Below are 20,494 nucleotides of genomic sequence, written 5' to 3' on the forward strand. Positions count from 1 at the left end.
AGTTAAACCAAAAATGGGCGCATGATCATGGAACGAATACCTAATGTCACTTCATAAATCTAGAGTAGCTCCATGAAGTGGCGGAGGTGAAGATGAATGGATGATTTCAAAAAAGAGCTAAAAAAACTAAAGGCTTCCGAAATAAAATCGGATCACGTACAGCGTTGGGATAAACAAAAAATGAATGAAGCGACGCTTGTTCGTGGTCGATGTGGATGTGGTAGATGCGGTTGTGGCCGCTGCGGGCGTTGTAGTTGTAGTTGCAGTTGTTCCTGCTTCTGCTCCTGTAGCTGTTCCTGCTTCTGCACATGCACCTGCACTTGCTTCTTCCCATGCTTTATCGTTTAACGATAAACCGAATGAAGCGCCCTGCCAGGATGACGTTCTTGGCAGGGGTTTTGTTTTTCCAGCTGGCATGTGAGACAACGTGTTCTACATAAAATGACGATGACACATCATGTCGCAAAAGGACTGATCTCGCATAAAAAGGGGGAGGAGAATGGTTAGGCTGAATCCTTCAATGCGCATAAAAGTGAAGCGGGATACGGTTTATCTGCCTGATTCAGATGGGAGTGTATACTTTCGGAACAACATCGGAACATTTCGAATGAAGGGGGATATGATTGATCGATGGGTTGACCAGCTCATGCCGATGTTTAATGGGGAGTACACGCTGGCCCAATTGACTGACGATTTGCCGGAAGAATACCAGCAACAAATATACCAAGTGGCAGACACGCTTTTACAAAATGGATTTCTTCAAGACATCAGTCGAGAGAAGCCACATGAACTATCGCCTGAAATCATGACGGCCTATGCAGAACAGATTGAATTTTTGGACCAGTTTGGCGGATCGGGTGGATATCTATTTCAAAAATATCGAACGGAAAAGGTACTAATCATTGGGGCAGGTTCCTTTCTCCTTTCTGTTGCCCACGCCTTGCTAGAATCAGGCTGCGTTCAATTCCATTACGTCATCACGAACGAAGCTCCTACGAATCGCGGGCGATTAGACACCATCATCGAGCATGCTCGCAGGAAAGACGCGCAAGTCAAGCTGGAGGAGCTGAAACCAACGTCGTGGGGCATTGCAGAGTGGTCGGAGGCTATTGAGCCTTTCGCTGCTGTTTTGTACACCTCAGCGCAAGTAAGCAAGGATGAAATGAGCGTCATTCATTCCGTATGCAGAGAGAGGCAGAAAGTATTTGTTCCTGCCGTTTGTCTGATGCAAAAAGGAATAGCTGGACCGCTGATTCATCCCGAATCAGCCGCTTGCCTAGAATCGGCTTGGCGTCGTTTGCACCGACAGACTTTATGTGCGGATCCCGATCAACATCCATTTTCAATGACGGCAGCAGGGATACTGGCGAATATTGCAGTGTTCGAATGGTTTAAACATGTGACTGGTGTCAATGAAGCGCAGAATGAAAACAAGGTGTATGTTCTGAATTTGGAGACATTGGAAGGAAGCTGGGGATCATTCCTGCCCCATCCGATGGTGAATAAAGAGATGTGCCTGGAGATATTGGATAGAAAAGAGCTTGAATCTCGACTAGCCGATAAGACAGAACCAAAGGAAGGACTACAGTCTGTGTTTCAGTCGTGGACCTCATCGGATACAGGAATTTTTCACAACTGGGATGAGGGTGAGCTCACGCAATTACCGCTCACACAGTGTATGGTTACAGCTGTCGATCCTGTCTCAGAAGGCCCGGCGGAGCTGATGTCGCCAGTTGTCTGCCCTGGTTATACCCATGAAGAGGCACGTAGAGAAGCGGGGCTTCTTGGGGTAGAAATGTATGTTGGAAGATTGGTGAACCACCTTGCAACCACAGACGCTGCTTTCCGAGCTGTAGGAAATGGCAATATCGGAGTCGGCGCAGGGGAAACGCCAGCAGAAGGACTTAATCGTGCACTTCGACATTGCTTGACGATCATGCATACATCAGAAATGAAAGGGAGACAACCAACAGGACGACCAGTACGCGTTGACACGATTGCTGATGAACCATGCCAATTTTATGTCCGGTCACTTACTACGTTGGGTGAAAAACCAATAATTGCAAAGGGGTATGAGGTGTCCGGATTTCCGGTGTATTGGGTGGGAACGCTCGCGGGTTGGTACGGGAGTATTGGCTTGCAGGAGCGAGATGCATTGCGATCAGCGCTGATGTTTGCCTTGCAACAGGTTCAGACTCCATCCAACCAAGTCTCTAAGTATGTCCTGACAGCGCAATCTGTTGGATTAACGGGTGAAGCCATCGAGCTTGCACTAAACAGCGTTCAGGAAGAATCGGAAAGAGCAGTATGGATACAAGCTCTCGAGGTGCTGGCCCTTCATCACCTTACTCCGCTAGTCATGAATGCCGCGATAGAGCCTTTCCTGGAAGAAGACCTTGGCGGTGTATTCGCCCTGCAGCTTTCGAGGGAGGTGCCCAATGACATCTGATATTCTGCTTATCGGAGACGGAGTACTGGCAGAGCTGGTTTCGGAACGTTTGAGAAAGGACTATCGTGTGTGGCACAGTGAAACCATGGAGTCGGCGACAAGTCGAGCTGATTTGGCTCTCCTGTTACACGATACGTACCATCCTGCCTTGCATTTGCAGGCAGAAAAACATTTTCGGCAAACAAATATCGCATGGCTACGCGGCTTTGTTTCATTCGGGGAGGCCATCGTAGGCCCGTTGGTTCGTCCAGGTCAAACAGGCTGCTCCCAGTGTGCAGATATGCGGCGACTGATGGCGGGACGCGATCGCAAAGAGATGTGGAAGGTACAACACATGCTGAGTGAAAAAGGTGGCATACCCCGTGACCCGTGGGCATCCCGTTCAGGATTGTTACAGGTGGCATACCATGTAAGCGCGGAAGTTGATCGTATAGGAGACGGCAGGCAAGCCCAGTTTTCAGAGCATATCCAGTTCATTGATTTGCAAACATTGACAAGCACGCGCCACTTCTTTTTGCCGAATCCGTTATGTCCGGTATGCAGTCAGTTACCTGAGGATTCCAAAGAGCAGGCGAGGATACGTTTGAAGCCTATCGTAAAACAAAGCCCGGACAGCTATCGGACCAAACCCGTTGCCGAGTTGAAACAAGCACTTTCCACCGAATATTTGGATTCCCGTACTGGGTTTTTGAATGGGAAAATGCGTGATCTTGTCTCTGTGTTCGCAGATGTTAGTGTCAATCTGCCGTTATTTTCGCATGACGAGGGTACGGCAGGCAGATCTGTTTCATACGCGGATAGTGAGATAACGGCGATTCTGGAAGGAATGGAAAGATATTGCGGGCTGATGCCGCGTGGCAAGAGGACGATGGTACGCGACTGCTACGCAAACCTTGCACCGAATGCCCTTGACCCGACGACGGCGGGAACCCATTCAGAAGAGCAGTATGCCCTGCCTGATTTTCCGTTTCAGCCGTTTGATCCCAAGCGGGAAATGAACTGGGTATGGGGGTATTCTTTTAAAGAAGAGCGACCCATTCTTGTACCAGAACTCATGGCCTACTATAGTATGGGATTCGGGGAGGGAGTTGTATTTGAGACCTCCAATGGCTGTGCATTAGGTGGTAGTTTGGAGGAGGCGATCTTTTACGGCATCCTCGAAGTGGTGGAGCGAGATGCTTTTTTGTTGACCTGGTATGCCAAATTGCCATTGCCGCGACTCGATCCCGCTACGGTCAATGATCGGGAATTGCTTCTGTTGATCGATCGGATGCAGACCGTTACCAATTACGATTTGTACTTGTTCGATGCGACCATGGAAAATGGAATTCCTGCTGTATGGACGATTGCGAAAAACCGTGGAGTGGAAGGCCTGCACCTCATTTGTGCAGCAGGAGCGCATCCAGACCCTATTCGCGCGGTAAAAAGCTCCATTTTCGAAACGGCTGCCATGCTCATGACCTTGACAGACAAGTACGAAGCAAACCGAGACAAATACTTGCGCATGCTCCATGATTCGTCCTTGGTGAAAAAGATGGACGATCATGCGATGCTTTACAGCTTGCCGGAAGCAGCGGAGCGCTTATCCTTTCTTATAGATGATTCACGTCCGATGGTGTCATTCGCTGAACGCTTTCCTAGAAGAAACCAAAATCGTGATCTAACAGACGATTTGCGGGAGTTGCTCGGTGTGTTCCAAGAGGTAGATCTCGATGTCATTGTGGTGGATCAAACGACACCAGAGGTAGGGCGCCATGACTTATCTTGCGTGCGTGTATTGATTCCTGGCATGCTTCCGATGACTTTTGGCCATCATCTCACGCGAGTAACGGGATTGAAAAGAGTATTGGAGGTCCCTGTGAAACTGGGTTACGCGAAACAACCACTGCGTGTAGATGAGTTGAATCCTTTTCCGCATCCGTTTCCATAACATGCAGCTGGGAGTGAGCCGGATGAGCCTCGAAAATTTCTTGTACCGCCTTCATTTTGATACAGAAAACGCCAGGTCAAGTGATAGTGAAGTGGATTGGGGGGATGCGCCACTTACATACAAAGTGTACAGGGGGCTACCTGTCATTCCATTGCCAGAAGATATTCCTTTTTCACTTGTAGATCAAACGGTTTCACAAGAAATGTCTCTTCCTCAATTGGGCGCTTGGTTATGGTATAGCTACGGACTGATCCAAATCAGCCAATCGTTGGTAACCACGACTTCGGCAGATGCAGAATCTGAGTCGTTTTGGCCGCTTGTAACGAATCGAAGACCTGTTCCATCTGGGGGAGGGCTCTATCCGAGTGAGCTGTACGTGTATGTGAAGCTATCGAGTATTCCTCCAGGTCTATACCACTACGATGTGGCTCATCACAGACTCGTACAGTTGCGCGAAGGGAATTTTGATCACGTCCTTAGCCGAGCGCTTGGTGGCAGTTGTCCGGTACATGCATGCTTTGGAGTTGCTTTCGTATCCATCTATTTTTGGAAGAACTTTTTTAAGTATGATGAGTTTTCCTATCGATTGCAGGGCCTCGATGCTGGTGTACTGCTTGGGCAATTGCAGGAAATGGCAAGCCAGCTCGGCGTGACGACTTCGGTACACTACCAGTTCCTGGATAGAGCGTTGAATACACTGCTAGGATTGTCTGCCGATCAAGAGAGTGTCTACGCGGTAGTCCCCTTATCGCTTCAAACAGAAGGGGGAAGGTATTCGCACTCACCGGCACAATGGACAGAACGAGAAGAGGAAGAGACAGCAAGCGAGCTAATCAGAGAACTGCCTGAGCAAAAGCATGTGCACGTGATGCGATCAAAAAGAATGAGGCAATATCCTGCACTTCTGCAAATGAATGAAGCTGCCATGCAGGCATCTACCTATGCATTTAGACGATATTCGGATCAGTTGGAAAGCAAGTGGCCTCGTCATTTTGATGAGCGAATCCTTCTCCCGCGTTTGCAGAAACCAAGCTATGATCTGGCGCAATATTGCCGGGAGCGTTTTTCACCGGAAATGGACTTTGTCAAGAGGAAAACAGACCTGAATCAGGTAGCGCGTATCATGGAAATGACGATGAGTGCTCTATCGTATGGCAATGATTTGGGAAATAATCAGGAAGCAGCTTGTAGAAGGCTATCTCTCTATGTAAGCATTCATCAGGTCGAAGGGATGCAAGATGGGGCATATGCATACGAACCACGGGAGCACGCGCTTTATCCGATTGTATATGGAGATTTACGAGCACGCCTTCAAGACGGGATGACTCTGGACAACGTAAATTTGTATCAAGTGCCGCTCTGCTTTCATGTGGCGGGGAAACGTGATCATCTGATCAATGAGTTGGGTTATCGAGGGTATCGCATTCAGCAGATGGAGGCGGGAATCGTCGTGCATCACTTGCTTTTGGCAGCGTTCACGTGTGGAATGGGTGGTCATCCGCTACTCGGATTTGACGTGGAGAATTGCGATGATCTTTACAAGCTAGAGACCGAAGAGAAAACCTGCTTGATTCAAATTCCGGTCGGGCACTATCGCCCCCGCGCCAGATTTCAGACCGGGCTTCATGGATAAAAACGTGGAAGACCCGAGTCTCGTTGACCCGGGTCTTGTATTATGCTCGTATAATGGCTTTGATACCTTGAATGAAACGGTCCATTTCCTCGTGGGTATTATACGGTGCCAGCCCCGCTCGTATCCAGCCGCCACTTTCATTGATTCCCAAACAATTGGCGAGTGTTGTCGCATAAAAGTCCCCATCCGCAAGGAATATGCTATGCTCCTCACACAATCGCTCACATACTTCTTGCGGAGAAATCCCTTCGATCCGAAAAGCGATCGTCGGTGTTTTCGGTACATCTTCACCTGCTTGATAAATGGTGACATCCTTCATTGCGCCTAGTTCTTTTCGGAGCTTTTCTGCCAGCTGATTTTCATAAGCTTCGATTCCCTCGTAACCTGAGCGGATTTTTTCTGGGAAGTTATCACCGAGACCAAGTGATGCAACAAATTCAATAGCGGGTCTGATTCCTGCGATCCCTTCATGATTTTGTGTTCCGGTCTCCAGTTTATCTGGATAAGAAGAGGGAGCGGGAACCAATTTGTAAACATCGAGTGCTTCAAAAATTTCTTTGCAGATGACAGCGATTCCGACATGTGGACCAAAAAATTTGTAAGCGGAACAGAGCAGGATATCGGCTCCAATCTCGTCACGATGGATGGAGAAGTGAGGGGCCGCATGCACGGCGTCGACAGCAACAACGACTCCTTTTGCGCGTGCTTTTTGGGAAATGGCAGCGAGATCATGGATCGTTCCGACAGCATTGGAAGCAAGCCCGACTGCCAAAAGTCTGGTTCTGGAAGTAAGGAGGGTATCGAGTTCATCTAGTTGTAACGTAAGTGTCTCTTTGTTCACCTTCAACCACCGAACGATCATTCCGCGATCAGCGGCAACAGTCAGCCACGGGTCTACATTGGCGCGGTGATCCATCTCGGAGACGATGATCTCATCCCCTTCTTTCCAATGCCGACCTAATGCACGAGCAATGGCAAAGGTCAGGGTGGTCATATTCGCACCGAAGGCAACCTCTAGCGGCCTTACGTGGAAGAGATCGGCTACGGCTTGCTTGGCATCTGCCAGAATGGCTTCTGTCTCCTTGCTCGTTGGAAAGGAGCCATGTAAATTCGCTCCACCGTTCGCCATATAGTGATAGATCGCGTCCATGGAGGATTTTACGACTTGCGAGCCGCCTGGACCATCCAGATAAACAACTGGCTTGCCTTTGTACGTTCGTTGAAGTGCGGGGAATTGCTCTCGGACTTTTTCAATGGGGAAATGTCCTGATGTAACTTCTAATCGCCAATCATTCGAGCGCATAAAACTTCCAGGAGGGTATTCAAAGGTGCATTCTGATTGCAGAGTGAAACCGAGCTTTCGGCAAATGGCATTCGAGGCAGGATTGTCCACGGAGGGGAAGGCATGAATAAACTTGTGTCTCTGTTCTTGGTTGATGTGTGCGATGAGTGAGGCTAAAGCCGCTGAGGCTATCCCTTTCCCTTGATAAGGAGGCAGGACGCTCCAGCCTACTTCGTATACGTTTTCTCCTTGCCAGATGCGGTCCCAATAGCCGATGCTTCCGACAGTGGTGTGATCTGGAAGCAGAACGATACTGAACATCTTGCTGGTAAGCTGTCCGTCTTTATTGACGTATCGTTCGTGCCGAGCAAGGAGCTGTTCCTCCGTCTCTGGGCCTCCAAGATGCTCCATCATGGCTGGCGCATTCAAAAGACGCAGCAAGGAAAGATCGTGATCCGCCCAGGGCTGAATGCGGACAAGCGCAGTGTTTAGCGTTGTAGACATTTTTTCACTCCTTATCGACTGGATGTCCGTTGTGTCTATCATCATTCGTTATCTCTCATTATTCGAAAAAAATTCCAATTAATCAATCTTCTATTCGTTCTCAGAAAGAGTGTTGGAAAATCATGCTATAATGGTGATGCCCGAGCGATTCTTATTATCGGAGTATGGAAAGAGAAGCTGAGGTGTAGGAATAGACCCTTTCTGAAAAGACATATGTCGAGTAAATCCAACGTAAATATTTTCACCGATAATAAAGGAAAGAGGAAGGGGTACCTGTCCATGAATGAAAAAAGCATTCATACACAACGGCTCAAATTGATTCCATTTACACATAGAATAGCGACGAATATTTTGCATGAAAATTACGAAGAGTTATTGGCTATGGGGCTTACATTAGGCGAAGGCTGGCCTGATGCGGATGCGATGGAAACCATACCCAAAATCATCAAGGCACTCGAACGAACAGGGGAACCAACTGGATTTGAATCGTGGATGATCATTACAAAAGATGGCAGGAAGATCATCGGTGATGTAGGATTCAAAGGAGTCCCGAATCCCGAAGGAGAAGTGGACATCGGCTATGGAATTGTTGAAGCCGAGCGAAAAAAAGGCTACGCGTACGAGGCGGCTGAAGTCTTGACGGATTGGGCGCTGTTGCAGCCAGATGTGAAAAAGATTACGGCAAGGTGCTTGCTAGCTAACATAGATTCCGCAAAATTATTAGTCAAGCTGGGCTTTTCAGAAATTAAGAGGGACGAAGCAATGATTTACTGGTATAGGCAGAAATAATAGCACTCCTGAACAGAATCAGAGTTTCACACGAAAAAAAGGACGCACACATGGCAGTCCTTTTTTCGTGGAGAACATCAGTTGCTGGAATTTTCTATGGGAACGTTGTAGATATGTTTCGTACCATCTTTATACGTTACTTCGAGTATACCTGATTGAAGGGAAGGGCCTTTTGCTTTTACTTTTTTCTTCGTGGAGAACTCTCCTGACTTCGAGTCGATTCGCAACGTAATGACCGTATTGAAGACTTGAATGGTTACGCGCTTGATTTCTTTATTCGAGACTTTCCCTGTCACTTCGATTTGGTAATACGATTTAGGGAGCTCACTTGATTCAGCATGGAGCTCAATCTCATCTGGATAGAGAGCCAGCTCTGGAAGAAATTTCGTCTGCATCTTTACAATTTCCTCTTTGCGTTCCTTATCTTCAGGTCCTATGAGGATGTGTACGTAAGAGTTTAACTGAAAATAGTCTGGCGTTAGATCACTCGGCAGTTCGTCTGTTCGGAAATATTCATCTTGCTCGAATGTTCTCCCGGGCTTTAAGGTTTTTTCCTTGATGTCCGGGGTACAGGCAGGTTCGTCTTCAGGGTAGGGAAGCTCCCAAGAGTCTCCAGAGGCAAACGCTTCTAGTTGATTTGTTACACCATAGCAATGACCAGTCGTGTAGGTAATTGGCTTCCGCGAAATATTCGTGACAATCGTATTTAGGTGGTACATTGGTGAGTCGTATTTAGGATTGTCGATTTCGGTAACGGTTACTTGAAACCGAAGTCCTTCTTTCTTAAATGGTTTGTCAATGAAAAACATGCCGGTTGCTTTTGGTACGGCCGCGTTTACATTAACGGCGCCAGCAGTCATAACCAGCAAAAAACATACGAGTGAATAGACAATCTTGCGAAACACACAGTTCACCTCCTCACGATTCGTTTTTGAAAAATGTGCATGGAGGCACCTTTTTAATATTCCATATATTACCTCTCTTTGCAATGTTTTTTGCTCAGGAATATTTTAAATGAAAATTTTCAAAGGAAAGGTAACCCAAGACTTCCTTCTTTCGTATTGAAATAAAGGAAAAGATTATCGCTTTTCATTGAACTATGCAACGCGTCTCTCTATACTGGAGAGATAAGCATTGGTAAATAATTGTGAGGGATAGCATGCAGAACTGGATGACCCAAATTATTGAACAATATAGTTACTTCGGTATCTTGCTCATGATGGCACTGGAAAACATATTTCCGCCCATACCTTCTGAGGTGATCTTGACGTTCGGTGGATTTATGACGACGCAATCATCCTTAACGGTTTTTGGCGTAATCTTGTCAGCTACAATCGGTTCTGTGATCGGGGCAATCATACTCTATGGAATCGGTTATTACCTGGATGTCAAGAAAATAGAGAAGATCGTAGAGAGATGGGGACATATTCTGCGCATTAAACCGGCAGATATCCATAAAGCAAATGAATGGTTCGACCGATACGGGTACTGGACGATCTTTTTTTGCCGCATGGTCCCATTGATCAGAAGCCTGATTTCCATTCCTGCTGGTATGACCAAAATGAACTTCCCTCTGTTTTTGTTGTTTACAACACTTGGTACGTTTATTTGGAACATCGTCCTTGTGGTGGCAGGTCACTTATTGGGGGAATCATGGGAAGACATTCTGTACTATTTCGATCTCTACTCCAATGTTGTTTATGTTGTTCTCGCATTCGCGGGGATAGCGTTCCTCATTGTTTTCCTCCGCAAACGAAAAGTGGATGCCTAGAACCTTCCAACCATCTTTCCTTCAAGGGAAGGTGGTTTTTCCATTTGGAACCAAGAGGTAAACATATTATAAAAAGTCGTAATTTTCTTGCAAATACAAAGCGCCTTAATTGCGTTAAGGTGAGAGAAGGTGGAGCAGGTGACATGGGCACCGCCCTTATTCTTGAGGCTGGAGGAGATGCAACTTGATCGATTTGTTACTCGTAAACGGCGTAGTCATTACCATGGACAAAGACCGTCGGGTATTACAGGACGGGGCAGTCGCCATTGATAAAGGAAGAATTGTAGAGGTGGGCGACACTCCACTTCTAATAGACAAGTATCCCGCGCAAAAGGTAATCGACTGCGCGCATCATTGTATACTCCCAGGCTTCGTTGACGCACATGGTCATGGCGGACATTCGTTGTTCAAAACGATTGCGACGGACAATATCAACGACTGGATGCCAATCATGACCAACACGTATAAGCACTACGTGACAGACGATTTTTGGTACTACGAGGGCAAGTTGTCGGCACTGGAGAGGCTTAAAGCTGGGATTACGACAGGTGTTAGCGTACTCGGCTCGATGCCGCGCTCGGATGATCCGATTTTTGCCTTGAATCACGCCAAAGCGTACAACGAGGTGGGTGTTCGCGAAATCGTAGCGACAGGTCCATGCAACCCACCGTGGCCGCATCCTTTCAGCCGCTGGATCGATGGACAAAAAGTAACGAAGGAAGTCACCTATGAGCAGGTTCTCGCTGGAGCAGAAGCAGTGATCGAAGCCCTGAATCATACGAACAACGATAAAACGAGAGCATACATAACTCCCTTTGTCATCGTGACCTCTGTCAATCCGTCTTATCCGACACCAGCTGACCAATTGTTTGGCTTAACCGATTTCGACCGGTACCAAGCGCGGAAAATCAGGGAGATTGCGAAAAAGTACGACACGCGCATCCATTCCGATGCTTTTGGAGGCATGATTCACCTCGCGATTCAAGACAAAGAGTACGCGCTCTTAGGTCCAGATGTACACTTGCAGCATTGTCGGGGAATTTCTTTTGACGAGGCGAAAATTTTGGCCGAAACAGGAACGAATGTGAGTGCTTCTCCTGGTTTTGGTCAAATCAATGCACGCACCCCGATTACGGAATTGCTGGAGATGGGAGCCACTGTTGCGATCACAACAGACGGCACCTCGCCGATGACTCCTTTTGACATGTTCCAGGCCATGCGCAGAATGCAACTGTTGCAACAAGCGGCGTTGCGCGATTATTACTACCTCCCGCCGGGCAAGCTGCTGGAAATGGTCACGATTGACGCGGCGCGCTGTGTGGGCTGGGACGATGAGCTGGGGTCGCTGGAAGCTGGTAAAAAAGCGGACGTCATTACAGTAAATATGCATCAGGCCCACTTGAATCCCGAAAACATGCATGTCCATCGTGTTGTCTATCAGGCAGTCGGTGGAGATGTGAACCATGTCATTGTCGACGGTGAACTGATTATGGACGAACGCCGTGTGTTGACTGTGGATGAAAAGCAAATTCTCAAGGAAGCGAATGAAGAGGCGAATCGCACAATCGAGCGGGCAGGCCTGGAAGTCTACATGCAGCCAAGCAAGTATTTCTGGGGGCATGCGCGAGCTTATTTGGATGAGAGAAGATTTGACCCGACGAAATTGTAGTTTGGAGAATGTTAATGCTGCACCTAAAGTGTTGCCCTTGCATTGAATAGGAGAAGGTGCCCGCCGCCTTCCCTTTTTTTATTGGATTATAGTTGACAAAAACGATAGGATTAATCATTATTTATTCATAATCCCCATCGACTAAGTTGGAATAAAAAGAGGTGCAGTCATGTATCTGACTATTGATAATGTTACGAAACATTTTGTGGATGAACAGAAACAAAAAGTAAAGGTGCTCGATGATATCAATCTGGAAGTGGAAAAGGGCAGCTTCGTTTCCATTGTCGGCCCCTCTGGCTGTGGAAAATCGACGCTGCTCTACTTGATAGCGGGATTGGATCAACCGGACAGCGGTGACATACACGTTGCTGGCAACAAAGTGAATAAGCCCGGCCCCGACAGAGTCGTCGTTTTTCAAGAAGCAGGGTTATTTCCATGGCTGACCGTTTTGGAAAATGTTACATACGGACTCAAGTTAAAGAAAATGTCTGCAGCGAAAGCCAACGAAAAGGCGCTGGAAGTGCTCAAAATGGTCCATTTGAGCAAGTATGTTCATTCCTATCCCCATCAGCTCTCAGGCGGGATGAAGCAACGCGTAGCCATAGCTCGGGCACTTGTCATGGAACCCGACATTTTACTGATGGATGAACCTTTCTCGGCGCTGGATGAACAGACGCGAATGGTTCTTCATAAGGAGTTGCTTGAGATTTGGCGGACGACCAAGGTCACGATTTTTTTCGTTACCCATAATATCCGGGAGGCCGTTTTGCTTGCGGAGAGGATCGTCGTTTTTGCCACACGCCCCGGAAAAATCAAGGAGATCATTGCGGTTCCTGCTATGCGCGATGGAGTCATGCCGGACAGTGTGACAGTCAACACGGAGCAGAAGGTGCTGTCGATCCTGCAAGAAGAGATAGAAAAGGTGCTGAAGGAGGAAATGGGCAATGACTACAGCTTTAAGACGGGTCATCTTCATCGCTATGATAGCGGCGATATGGGAAGTCACATCTAAATTATCCGGGTTGCCATCGTTCATGTTTCCTAGCTTGACCCAGATTTTTGAAACACTCGTAAATGGCTTGATAAGCGGGCAAATTACCGCCGCGATTGGAAAAAGCATGGGACGAATCCTGTTGGGCTTTCTCATTGCCATTATCGTCGGACTAATATTGGGTTACTTCATTTGGAGATACAAACTCGTAGAAGATACGCTTGGGTTTGTCGTGACGGCGCTTCAATCTATTCCGAGCATTGTCTGGTTCCCGCTTGCGATTATCTGGTTTGGCTTAAATGACTTCTCCATTCTGTTCATCGTGACGATTGGGGCGACCTGGACGATGACGGTCAACGCGACCAGCGGTTTTAAAAATGTCCCGCCGCTATATCAGCGGGTAGCCAAAACTTACGGTTCGACTGGCTTTCACTTTGTACGAACAGTCATTCTTCCTGCATCCGTACCACAGATCATCTCAGGGCTTCGAATCGCTTGGGCATTTTCCTGGCGGGCACTCATGGCTGGTGAGCTGCTCGGGGGTGGCGGTGGTCTCGGTCAACTGCTCGAGATGGGACGTTCCCTTGGACAAATGGATTTGGTGATATCTGTCATGATCATTATTGCGATCATCGGTACCGTCGTCGATAATGTTGTCTTTTCACGGATCGAACGCAACGTTCAGATGAAGTGGGGAGTCCATTCATAAAAGAAAAATAGCGAAGGAGTGTCGTCACATGCTTAAAAAAGTGATCAGTACCGTTGTCGCATCCCTATTATTGATGGGGATTGCGAGCGGGTGCTCTACGGGCGGAGCAGAATCCTCTGAAAAGGAAGTAAAGATCGGATATTTCCCGAATCTTACCCATAGCGCAACGATCATTGCACTGGAGAAAGGCTATTTCAAGGAAGCTTTCGGTGCGGATGTAAAAATTCAAACCAAAACGGTCGCCAATGGCGGATTATTTATGGAAGCAATGGCAACAAAAGCAATTGATGTAGGGACAGTCGGACCTGGACCGTTGTTGAACTTTTATGTCAAGCATCCCGGTTATCGTTTGATTTCAGGAGCGGTCAATGGCGGAGCTGTTCTCGTCATGAATGGTTCAACCAACATTACCGAACTAAAAGATGTAAAAGGCAAAAAAATCGCGATTCCGGTAATCGGCAGCACACAGGATGTCATGCTCAGAAAAGCATTGGATGAGGTTGGCCTCAAACCGACGACGAATGGTGGGGATGTGGAACTGTATGCGGCGGCTCCGGCAGATACGGCAGCATTATTCGTACAAAAATCCGTTGACGGTGCAGCAACCCAGGAGCCGTGGGGATATGTACTGGAAAATAAGGCGGGAGGAAAATTACTTTTGGACTGGGATCAATTCGCTTGGGGGAAAGAATCAACGAATACAGTAGTAGCAGCCAGCGATGAATTTTTGAAACGAGAAGGATTGGCAACCGCTTACCTGCAAGCTCATAAAAAGGCAGTCAAATTCATTCAAGAAAATCCCGAAGAAAGCCAAGACCTGATCATCAAGCATCTGAAAAATCTGACTGGCAAAGAGTTGAGCAAAAAAGAAGTGCAGGCAGCCTTTTCCCGTTTGGAAGTAACAACAGCGGTTAATGAAAAAGTTATTCAGGAAATGGCAGATATCAGCCAGGAAGCGGGCTATATTCCGAGTAATAAAATCGATGGTCTGATAGATTTGAAATATTTGGAATCAGCGAAATAAAATCGGGTGAGAAGGAGGGTGATTCAGCAGGAGGTTCGAGGGGTGGAAAGGAATTAGATGGGAAAGGAGGTCATACCACGATGAGACCACATGAACAAGGAAGTAATCAACCAAACGACAGCTCATTGGAGACACAGATTCATACTGATTTTCAAAAAGAAATGACGTACGGCGATTACTTACAGCTCGATCAAATCTTGTCGAGTCAACAGCGTCAATCCACCCATCATGATGAAATGCTGTTTATTATCATTCATCAGGTGAGTGAGCTTTGGATGAAACAAATTTTGCACGAACTGTCAGCAGCAAACGAATGCATCTGCAATCACGATCTGGAGCCAGCTTTCAAAATGTTCGCGCGAGTCTCGCGTATCCAGCAGCAATTGATTAAATCGTGGGATGTCCTTTCTACATTGACGCCAGCCGATTACCTCCAGTTCCGTGACACGCTGGGTCATTCGTCCGGTTTTCAATCTTACCAAAACAGACTCATCGAATTTACATTAGGATACAAGAACCAGCATGTCCTAGCGGTGTATACGCATCAACCAGAGCTTCACGCCAAAATGAGTGCGGCCTTGCAGCAGCCAAGCATTTACGATGCGGCGATCAGGGAGATGGCTGTTCGGGGCTTGCCGATTGATCCGGAATGTTTGAATCGCGATTGGTCACAGCCATATCAACCAAATCAGAGTGTCGAGCAAGCCTGGCTGACTGTGTATCGAAATGTGAACCAATATTGGGATCTGTACGAGTTGGCAGAAAAGCTGGTGGACATCGCCAGCCAGCAACAACAATGGCGTTTTAACCATATGACGACAGTCGAACGCATCATAGGCCAAAAGCCGGGAACCGGAGGGTCATCGGGCGTCATGTACTTACGCAGAGCGCTCGATCACCGTTTTTTCCCGGAGCTATGGAGCTTGCGGACGTTGTTGTAAAAAACTCTTCAAAAAAAGCGAAAAAAGCGTCTTGGGGACCCAAGGCGCTTTTTTCGATTGTAGTACTCCTTTCACATTTTTTCACATATCTTACCTAATATTGGGTACAAATACCCTTCTTTTCCTGACAAACATATGTTTTCATTTTTAATAGTGTACCTATTTTTTCAAGAACAACCAGAAATGGAGTGGGCATTTGGATGGAAACAATGAAGCCACCTATGGAAGTGTTATATGACAAACAGCTGAATGCGCTGCGATCCCATGATAAAGGGGCAAAACCTCCCAATTGGCTGATGTCGCCCAGAGCTGTGCGCGACTTTATTTTAGGAACGGATGAACCTCTCTCTTATGAGGGTGAAAGTATACCGATTACGAAAAAGTTTTATGGAGACGATGTGCTTATTGAGCGCGCGATCGTCACGTTGGCAGGCAATCGCGGTTTGATGCTAGTTGGTGAGCCTGGAACGGCAAAAACGATGCTGTCTGAGCTGCTGTCTGCGGCCATCTCCGGTACAAGCACGAATACGATCCAAGGCACCGCGGGAACGACGGAGGATATGATCAAATACTCCTGGAACTACGCGATGTTGCTGGACAAAGGTCCTTCTCTGCAAGCGTTGGTTCCCTCCCCGCTGTACACCGGAATGAGTAAAGGAATCATTACCCGTTTTGAAGAGATTACCCGTTGTCCTTTTGAGGTTCAAGACGTGTTGATTAGTATTTTGAGTGACAAGGTGATGAACATTCCCGAGCTGTCAGACGGCATCCTGTTTGCAAAGCCCGGTTTTAATATCATTGCAACAGCGAACCTGCGGGACAAAGGCGTCAATGAAATGAGCAGCGCGCTCAAACGCCGTTTTAACTTTGAGACAATCGCGCCGATTAATCATGTGAAAATGGAAGCCCAAATTATCGAATCCCAAGCAAAAGTGATCCTGGAACAAAGTGGCGTAAACATCGAAATCGATCGCGATGTGGTTGAGATATTGGCGACGACCTTCATGGAGCTGCGCATGGGCGAGACGAAGGAAGGATTCAAAATCGACTCCCCTCAATCCGTGATGAGTACAGCTGAAGCCGTATCCGTCTATGTCCAGAGTGCAATGACATCCCATTACTATGATGGCAGGCCAATTTCCATGGATCGACTGGTACAGAATATGCTGGGAGCCGTCGTCAAGGAAAACCAAAAGGACGCAAATATCCTGAAAACCTACTTTACCAAAGTGGTCAAAGAACGGGCAAAGGAAGAGGGTCTATGGGGAACTTATTACAACGAGAAGAAATGGATCAAATAAAGGATCAGGACCGCTTCATAAAATCATTTGTCGAAGAAGAGGTTTACAATCTCAGCAAGCAGGTCGTCTACTTCCCGGTTCGTCATCATAGTCCTGCCTGCTCGTTTCATTTGAAAAAAACGATCGAAGAGTATCAACCGGAAATCATTCTGATTGAAGGCCCGGACCATAGCAATCATATTATTCCGATTTTGACGGATGAACGGACGAAGCCTCCTGTGAGCATTTATTATGCGTACGCCTCAGGGGAGCAAAAATACGTATGTTACTTTCCGTTTCTTCTATATTCGCCGGAGTATGTGGCCTTGGTCGAAGCAAAACGCCGGCAGATTCCTGCTGCTTTCATTGATCTCAGCTACGGAAGCCGCCTCGAAAGCTTGGAAGACGGCCATGATTTGAAAAAGAAGAATGAAAAGCTGTCTTATCACGATGAGCGCATGCTGGCAGGCTCGCAATTTATACAGCGATTGTGCCAGACGATGAAATGCAGGAACTTCGATGAGCTGTGGGAAAAGGTTTTTGAGATTGACGGGATTCGCAAAAAGACGCAGGATTTCGTCAAGGATGTCTTTGCCTACTGCTACTTGTCGCGAAAATGCTATGATGACGCTACTTTGGAAGCGGAAGGCGATTTGATTCGCGAGGCGCATATGCGTCAAAAAATTGCAGAGGCAAAGCAAAAGCACGCGAGAATTCTCGTGATTACCGGGGGCTTTCATACATACGGGCTCATCGAGGAGCGCAAGACTTCCTACAAGATACAAAAGGTCCAAGAAGAGAAAATATATCCAATGGTGTACACGTACCAGGAAGCAGATCAGTTGAATGGATACGCAAGCGGGATGCCGTACGTCCATTATTACGAGAGTGTGTGGAAGGCCCTGGAGAAGAAGGAACGTGCTCCTTTCTCGAAAAGCGCCTTGATATACCTCCCGCAATTGCTCAAAAAACTGCGCGACAAAGGAGAAACGACGTCTACTGCGGATGCGATCGAAGCGTATAGCCTCATGAACGGCTTGGCAGTTATGCGGGAAAAGGCTGAGGGCGGTGCCTATGAGTTGATCGATTCCGTTCTCTCTGCTTTTACAAAAGGCGAACGGTCGATTGCGACTTCCCAGCCGATCGAGACATTGCGAGAGCTGTTGACCGGAGATGGAATCGGTGAAGTGGCCCCAAATTCACTGGATGTGCCTATCGTTCGAGATTGCAAAGACAGATGCAAATCGCTAAAGCTCGCGATCACGACAACAGGGCGCAATCAGAAGGTGCTGGAGCTGTATGCCAAGAAGTCGCATCGCGAAGCCAGCCAGTTTTTTCACTGCATGCAGTTCTTGGGCACAGAATTTTGCGCCAAAGAAGCTGGACCCGACTGGATGAACAACCGAAATGTCAATCTCGTCCGAGAAACATGGCGCTACAGCTATTCCTCGTTCGTCGAAGCCCGTCTGATCGAGAACTCGGTCTACGGTGGGACAGTGAAGGAAGCGGCTGCCCATAAGCTAGCCGATATGGTAAAAGAACTGCCGCAGCACCAGAGCCATGAACTGGCAAAATGGCTTTTGATGGCGGTTGTCATGGGATTGGAAGAGTTGTCAGAACGACTCTTTAAATCTGTACAAGAGTCCGTTAAGCAAGATGGACATTTTCTCTCTCTTTGCAAAACGTTGAAAACACTCACGATTCTTTTGGAGCAAAAACGGTTATTCGGTTTGATCGAGTCAGAACGGCTGGAGAACCTGGTGGAAGAAGTATATTACCAGGCTGTGACCAAAATCGTCGAGCAGGGAAACCCGAACCCCAACGAACTGGATGAGTTGGCCGATCAGCTCAAATTCCTCTACATGCTGAGTGAGAAGAGACAGGCGGATGATTCTATAGAGATTTTCAGTGATCAACTGCTGGAATTGCTGCGTAACGACAAGCTCCCTGCGAAACTGGAGGGGGTAGTGGTTGCGATCTTGTGCAATCTCGAAGTGGTCGAACGCGCAGAAATCTCCAGACGTGCGCGTGCCTATATGTTCGGCTCGCCTGAGCAAATGCTTCATACTGCCTCGTATTTACATGGCGTTTTTATCGTGGCTCGTGACTACCTCTTTTATCAAGAGGAAATCTTGCGCGATCTGCATCAAATGATTACATCCTTGGCCTACGACGACTTTTTGCAGGTGGTGCCTGAACTGCGATTGGCGTTTACATATTTTAGCCCAATGGAAATTAGTATGCTCTCGGAAAAAGTGGCAGCTCTCTTCCAAACGACGGTGGACCAAGTCACGAATCCAGTCATCGATGAGCGTACTTTGCGTGATGCCCGCATGCTCGATCAAGCGATCAAGGAGGAGTTTGCCAAATGGAACCTGATTTGAGCCGCGAAGCCTTGAATCGCTGGCGGTTATTATTGGGCTCTCATGCCGAGGAATCTTTGGAAGGCAGCGGGGTCTATCAATCATCCGAGTTTTCCTATCAGGAACTGGACTCGATTCTTGAATTTTTATACAACCGTGAATACGGAGAAGAGCAAGGCTATCGAAAAGAAGGCGGCCGAGGAGATTCGGCATTGACGGTTCCCGTCTGGCTGAATAAAATCCGCAAGCTGTTTCCCAAAAAGACGGTGGAAATCCTCGAGCGGCAAGCTCTGGACCGCTATAACATGACAGAGCTCTTGACAGACAAAAAAGTGTTGGAAAGCATGGAACCCAACATGACCCTCTTGAAAAACATCCTCCAATTCAAAGGCAGGATGAAAGGAGAGGTCGTAAAAAGTGCAAAGGAAATTGTACGCAAGGTCGTAGACGATCTGCGGCGTCAGCTTGAGAATGAAGTGCAGACCAGTATCGTCGGCAAACGCAATCGCCACAAACGCGGTTATACAAAGTCGATGAAAAATCTGGATGTGCATAAAACGATTCGGAAAAATTTGAAGAACTACGATCACAAAAAAAGCCGTTTTATCATTGATGACCTGTATTTCCACAGCAATATTCAGCATCACAACAAATGGAACATCGTCATTGTCGTGGACGAGAGCGGAAGTATGATGGACTCTGTGATTTACAGCTCCGTTATGGCAAGTATTTTTTACAAGCTTGCTGCCTTGAAAACGCATTTGGTTATTTTTGATACGAAGGTCGTTGATTTGAGCGATAGACTGGATGATCCGGTCGATGTGCTGATGAGTGTGCAACTTGGTGGGGGGACTCATATTGCCCAGGCGCTCAAATACGGAAGATCACTACTCGAAAATCCATCCAAGACGATATTTATCCTCGTCAGCGATTTGGAGGAAGGCTATCCGATCAAGGAAATGTATCGCCAAAGCAAGGAAATTATTGATGCGGGCTGCAAGTTCTTAGTGCTGACGGCTTTGGATTTCAATGGCAACGCTACGTACAACCAGCATGCTGCACGGGTTTTGAGTGATATGGGAGCAAATGTTGCTGCGATCACGCCTGATGAGCTCGCGCAATGGATAGGTAAGGTTATCAAATAGAGATAGAAAGAAGG

General features: G+C 47.4%; 16 protein-coding genes. 14 read left to right on the top strand and 2 right to left on the bottom strand.

Annotated elements, in window-relative coordinates; genetic code table 11:
- The first annotated feature begins 96 nt into the window (after window positions 1-96).
- From HP567_RS17105 to HP567_RS17120, 4 genes are all read left to right on the top strand, one after another.
- Window positions 97-348 carry a heterocycloanthracin/sonorensin family bacteriocin gene (locus HP567_RS17105; protein ID WP_173609323.1) on the top strand — a complete coding sequence of 84 codons (252 nt, stop codon included), beginning with the start codon at window positions 97-99 and terminating at the stop codon, window positions 346-348.
- 151 nt (window positions 349-499) lie between these two features.
- The gene (locus HP567_RS17110; RefSeq protein ID WP_173609322.1) at window positions 500-2,449 is read left to right on the top strand and encodes a putative thiazole-containing bacteriocin maturation protein; all 1,950 of its coding nucleotides are present in this window, start codon (window positions 500-502) and stop codon (window positions 2,447-2,449) included.
- Window positions 2,439-4,379, top strand: a complete 1,941-nt coding sequence (locus HP567_RS17115) for a TOMM precursor leader peptide-binding protein (RefSeq protein WP_173609321.1) — start codon at window positions 2,439-2,441, stop codon at window positions 4,377-4,379. The genes HP567_RS17110 and HP567_RS17115 overlap by 11 nt, the downstream gene beginning before the upstream one ends.
- Window positions 4,380-4,401: 22 nt before the next feature.
- Window positions 4,402-6,012: a SagB family peptide dehydrogenase gene (locus HP567_RS17120; protein ID WP_173609320.1), complete on the top strand. Its 1,611-nt coding sequence runs from the start codon at window positions 4,402-4,404 to the stop codon at window positions 6,010-6,012.
- Between the two features lie 40 nt (window positions 6,013-6,052).
- On the opposite strand, the gene HP567_RS17125 is transcribed toward HP567_RS17120, so the two are convergent.
- The gene (locus HP567_RS17125; RefSeq protein ID WP_173609319.1) at window positions 6,053-7,798 is read right to left on the bottom strand and encodes a cysteine desulfurase-like protein; all 1,746 of its coding nucleotides are present in this window, start codon (window positions 7,796-7,798) and stop codon (window positions 6,053-6,055) included.
- Window positions 7,799-8,077: 279 nt separating this feature from the next.
- Here HP567_RS17125 and HP567_RS17135 point away from each other — a divergent pair, with 279 nt between their 5' ends.
- A complete protein-coding gene (locus tag HP567_RS17135; protein WP_173609318.1) occupies window positions 8,078-8,587 on the top strand; it encodes a GNAT family N-acetyltransferase in 510 nt (169 codons plus the stop codon).
- 77 nt (window positions 8,588-8,664) lie between these two features.
- On the opposite strand, the gene HP567_RS17140 is transcribed toward HP567_RS17135, so the two are convergent.
- Window positions 8,665-9,492, bottom strand: a complete 828-nt coding sequence (locus HP567_RS17140; RefSeq protein WP_173609317.1) for a hypothetical protein — start codon at window positions 9,490-9,492, stop codon at window positions 8,665-8,667.
- Window positions 9,493-9,746: 254 nt separating this feature from the next.
- Between HP567_RS17140 and HP567_RS17145 the strand changes: the two genes are divergently transcribed.
- The 9 genes from HP567_RS17145 to HP567_RS17185 all read left to right on the top strand — a co-directional run bounded on the left by HP567_RS17145 (window position 9,747) and on the right by HP567_RS17185 (window position 20,480).
- Window positions 9,747-10,358: a DedA family protein gene (locus tag HP567_RS17145; RefSeq protein ID WP_173609316.1), complete on the top strand. Its 612-nt coding sequence runs from the start codon at window positions 9,747-9,749 to the stop codon at window positions 10,356-10,358.
- A gap of 184 nt (window positions 10,359-10,542) precedes the next feature.
- Window positions 10,543-12,027: an amidohydrolase family protein gene (locus HP567_RS17150; RefSeq protein WP_173609315.1), complete on the top strand. Its 1,485-nt coding sequence runs from the start codon at window positions 10,543-10,545 to the stop codon at window positions 12,025-12,027.
- Window positions 12,028-12,196: 169 nt separating this feature from the next.
- On the top strand, window positions 12,197-13,039 hold the full coding sequence (locus tag HP567_RS17155; protein WP_173609314.1) for an ABC transporter ATP-binding protein: 843 nt from the start codon (window positions 12,197-12,199) through the stop codon (window positions 13,037-13,039).
- Window positions 12,972-13,727: an ABC transporter permease gene (locus HP567_RS17160; RefSeq protein WP_173609313.1), complete on the top strand. Its 756-nt coding sequence runs from the start codon at window positions 12,972-12,974 to the stop codon at window positions 13,725-13,727. Before HP567_RS17155 ends, HP567_RS17160 begins: the two co-directional genes overlap by 68 nt.
- A gap of 28 nt (window positions 13,728-13,755) precedes the next feature.
- Window positions 13,756-14,751, top strand: coding sequence for an aliphatic sulfonate ABC transporter substrate-binding protein (locus HP567_RS17165; RefSeq protein WP_173609312.1), 996 nt, complete (start codon window positions 13,756-13,758; stop codon window positions 14,749-14,751).
- Between the two features lie 80 nt (window positions 14,752-14,831).
- Window positions 14,832-15,692 carry a tryptophan 2,3-dioxygenase gene (kynA, locus tag HP567_RS17170; protein ID WP_173609311.1) on the top strand — a complete coding sequence of 287 codons (861 nt, stop codon included), beginning with the start codon at window positions 14,832-14,834 and terminating at the stop codon, window positions 15,690-15,692.
- 200 nt (window positions 15,693-15,892) lie between these two features.
- Window positions 15,893-16,993 carry an ATP-binding protein gene (locus HP567_RS17175; RefSeq protein WP_173609310.1) on the top strand — a complete coding sequence of 367 codons (1,101 nt, stop codon included), beginning with the start codon at window positions 15,893-15,895 and terminating at the stop codon, window positions 16,991-16,993.
- On the top strand, window positions 16,954-19,356 hold the full coding sequence (locus HP567_RS17180; RefSeq protein WP_173609309.1) for a DUF5682 family protein: 2,403 nt from the start codon (window positions 16,954-16,956) through the stop codon (window positions 19,354-19,356). The genes HP567_RS17175 and HP567_RS17180 overlap by 40 nt, the downstream gene beginning before the upstream one ends.
- Window positions 19,341-20,480, top strand: coding sequence for a VWA domain-containing protein (locus tag HP567_RS17185; RefSeq protein ID WP_173609308.1), 1,140 nt, complete (start codon window positions 19,341-19,343; stop codon window positions 20,478-20,480). Before HP567_RS17180 ends, HP567_RS17185 begins: the two co-directional genes overlap by 16 nt.
- Window positions 20,481-20,494: the final 14 nt, after the last annotated feature.

It is taken from the genome of Brevibacillus sp. M2.1A, assembly GCF_013284355.2.
In the GTDB taxonomy this organism is placed as follows: Bacteria; Bacillota; Bacilli; order Brevibacillales; family Brevibacillaceae; genus Brevibacillus.

Excerpts from the sequence above, each read along its gene's own strand:
- HP567_RS17105 (WP_173609323.1), top strand. The coding sequence starts at position 97 with ATGGATGATTTCAAAAAAGAGCTAAAAAAACTAAAGGCTTCCGAAATA.
- HP567_RS17110 (WP_173609322.1), top strand. The coding sequence starts at position 500 with ATGGTTAGGCTGAATCCTTCAATGCGCATAAAAGTGAAGCGGGATACG.
- HP567_RS17115 (WP_173609321.1), top strand. The coding sequence starts at position 2,439 with ATGACATCTGATATTCTGCTTATCGGAGACGGAGTACTGGCAGAGCTG.
- HP567_RS17120 (WP_173609320.1), top strand. The coding sequence starts at position 4,402 with ATGAGCCTCGAAAATTTCTTGTACCGCCTTCATTTTGATACAGAAAAC.
- HP567_RS17125 (WP_173609319.1), bottom strand. The coding sequence starts at position 7,798 with ATGTCTACAACGCTAAACACTGCGCTTGTCCGCATTCAGCCCTGGGCG.
- HP567_RS17135 (WP_173609318.1), top strand. The coding sequence starts at position 8,078 with ATGAATGAAAAAAGCATTCATACACAACGGCTCAAATTGATTCCATTT.
- HP567_RS17145 (WP_173609316.1), top strand. The coding sequence starts at position 9,747 with ATGCAGAACTGGATGACCCAAATTATTGAACAATATAGTTACTTCGGT.
- HP567_RS17155 (WP_173609314.1), top strand. The coding sequence starts at position 12,197 with ATGTATCTGACTATTGATAATGTTACGAAACATTTTGTGGATGAACAG.
- HP567_RS17160 (WP_173609313.1), top strand. The coding sequence starts at position 12,972 with ATGACTACAGCTTTAAGACGGGTCATCTTCATCGCTATGATAGCGGCG.
- HP567_RS17165 (WP_173609312.1), top strand. The coding sequence starts at position 13,756 with ATGCTTAAAAAAGTGATCAGTACCGTTGTCGCATCCCTATTATTGATG.
- kynA (WP_173609311.1), top strand. The coding sequence starts at position 14,832 with ATGAGACCACATGAACAAGGAAGTAATCAACCAAACGACAGCTCATTG.
- HP567_RS17175 (WP_173609310.1), top strand. The coding sequence starts at position 15,893 with ATGGAAACAATGAAGCCACCTATGGAAGTGTTATATGACAAACAGCTG.
- HP567_RS17180 (WP_173609309.1), top strand. The coding sequence starts at position 16,954 with ATGGGGAACTTATTACAACGAGAAGAAATGGATCAAATAAAGGATCAG.
- HP567_RS17185 (WP_173609308.1), top strand. The coding sequence starts at position 19,341 with ATGGAACCTGATTTGAGCCGCGAAGCCTTGAATCGCTGGCGGTTATTA.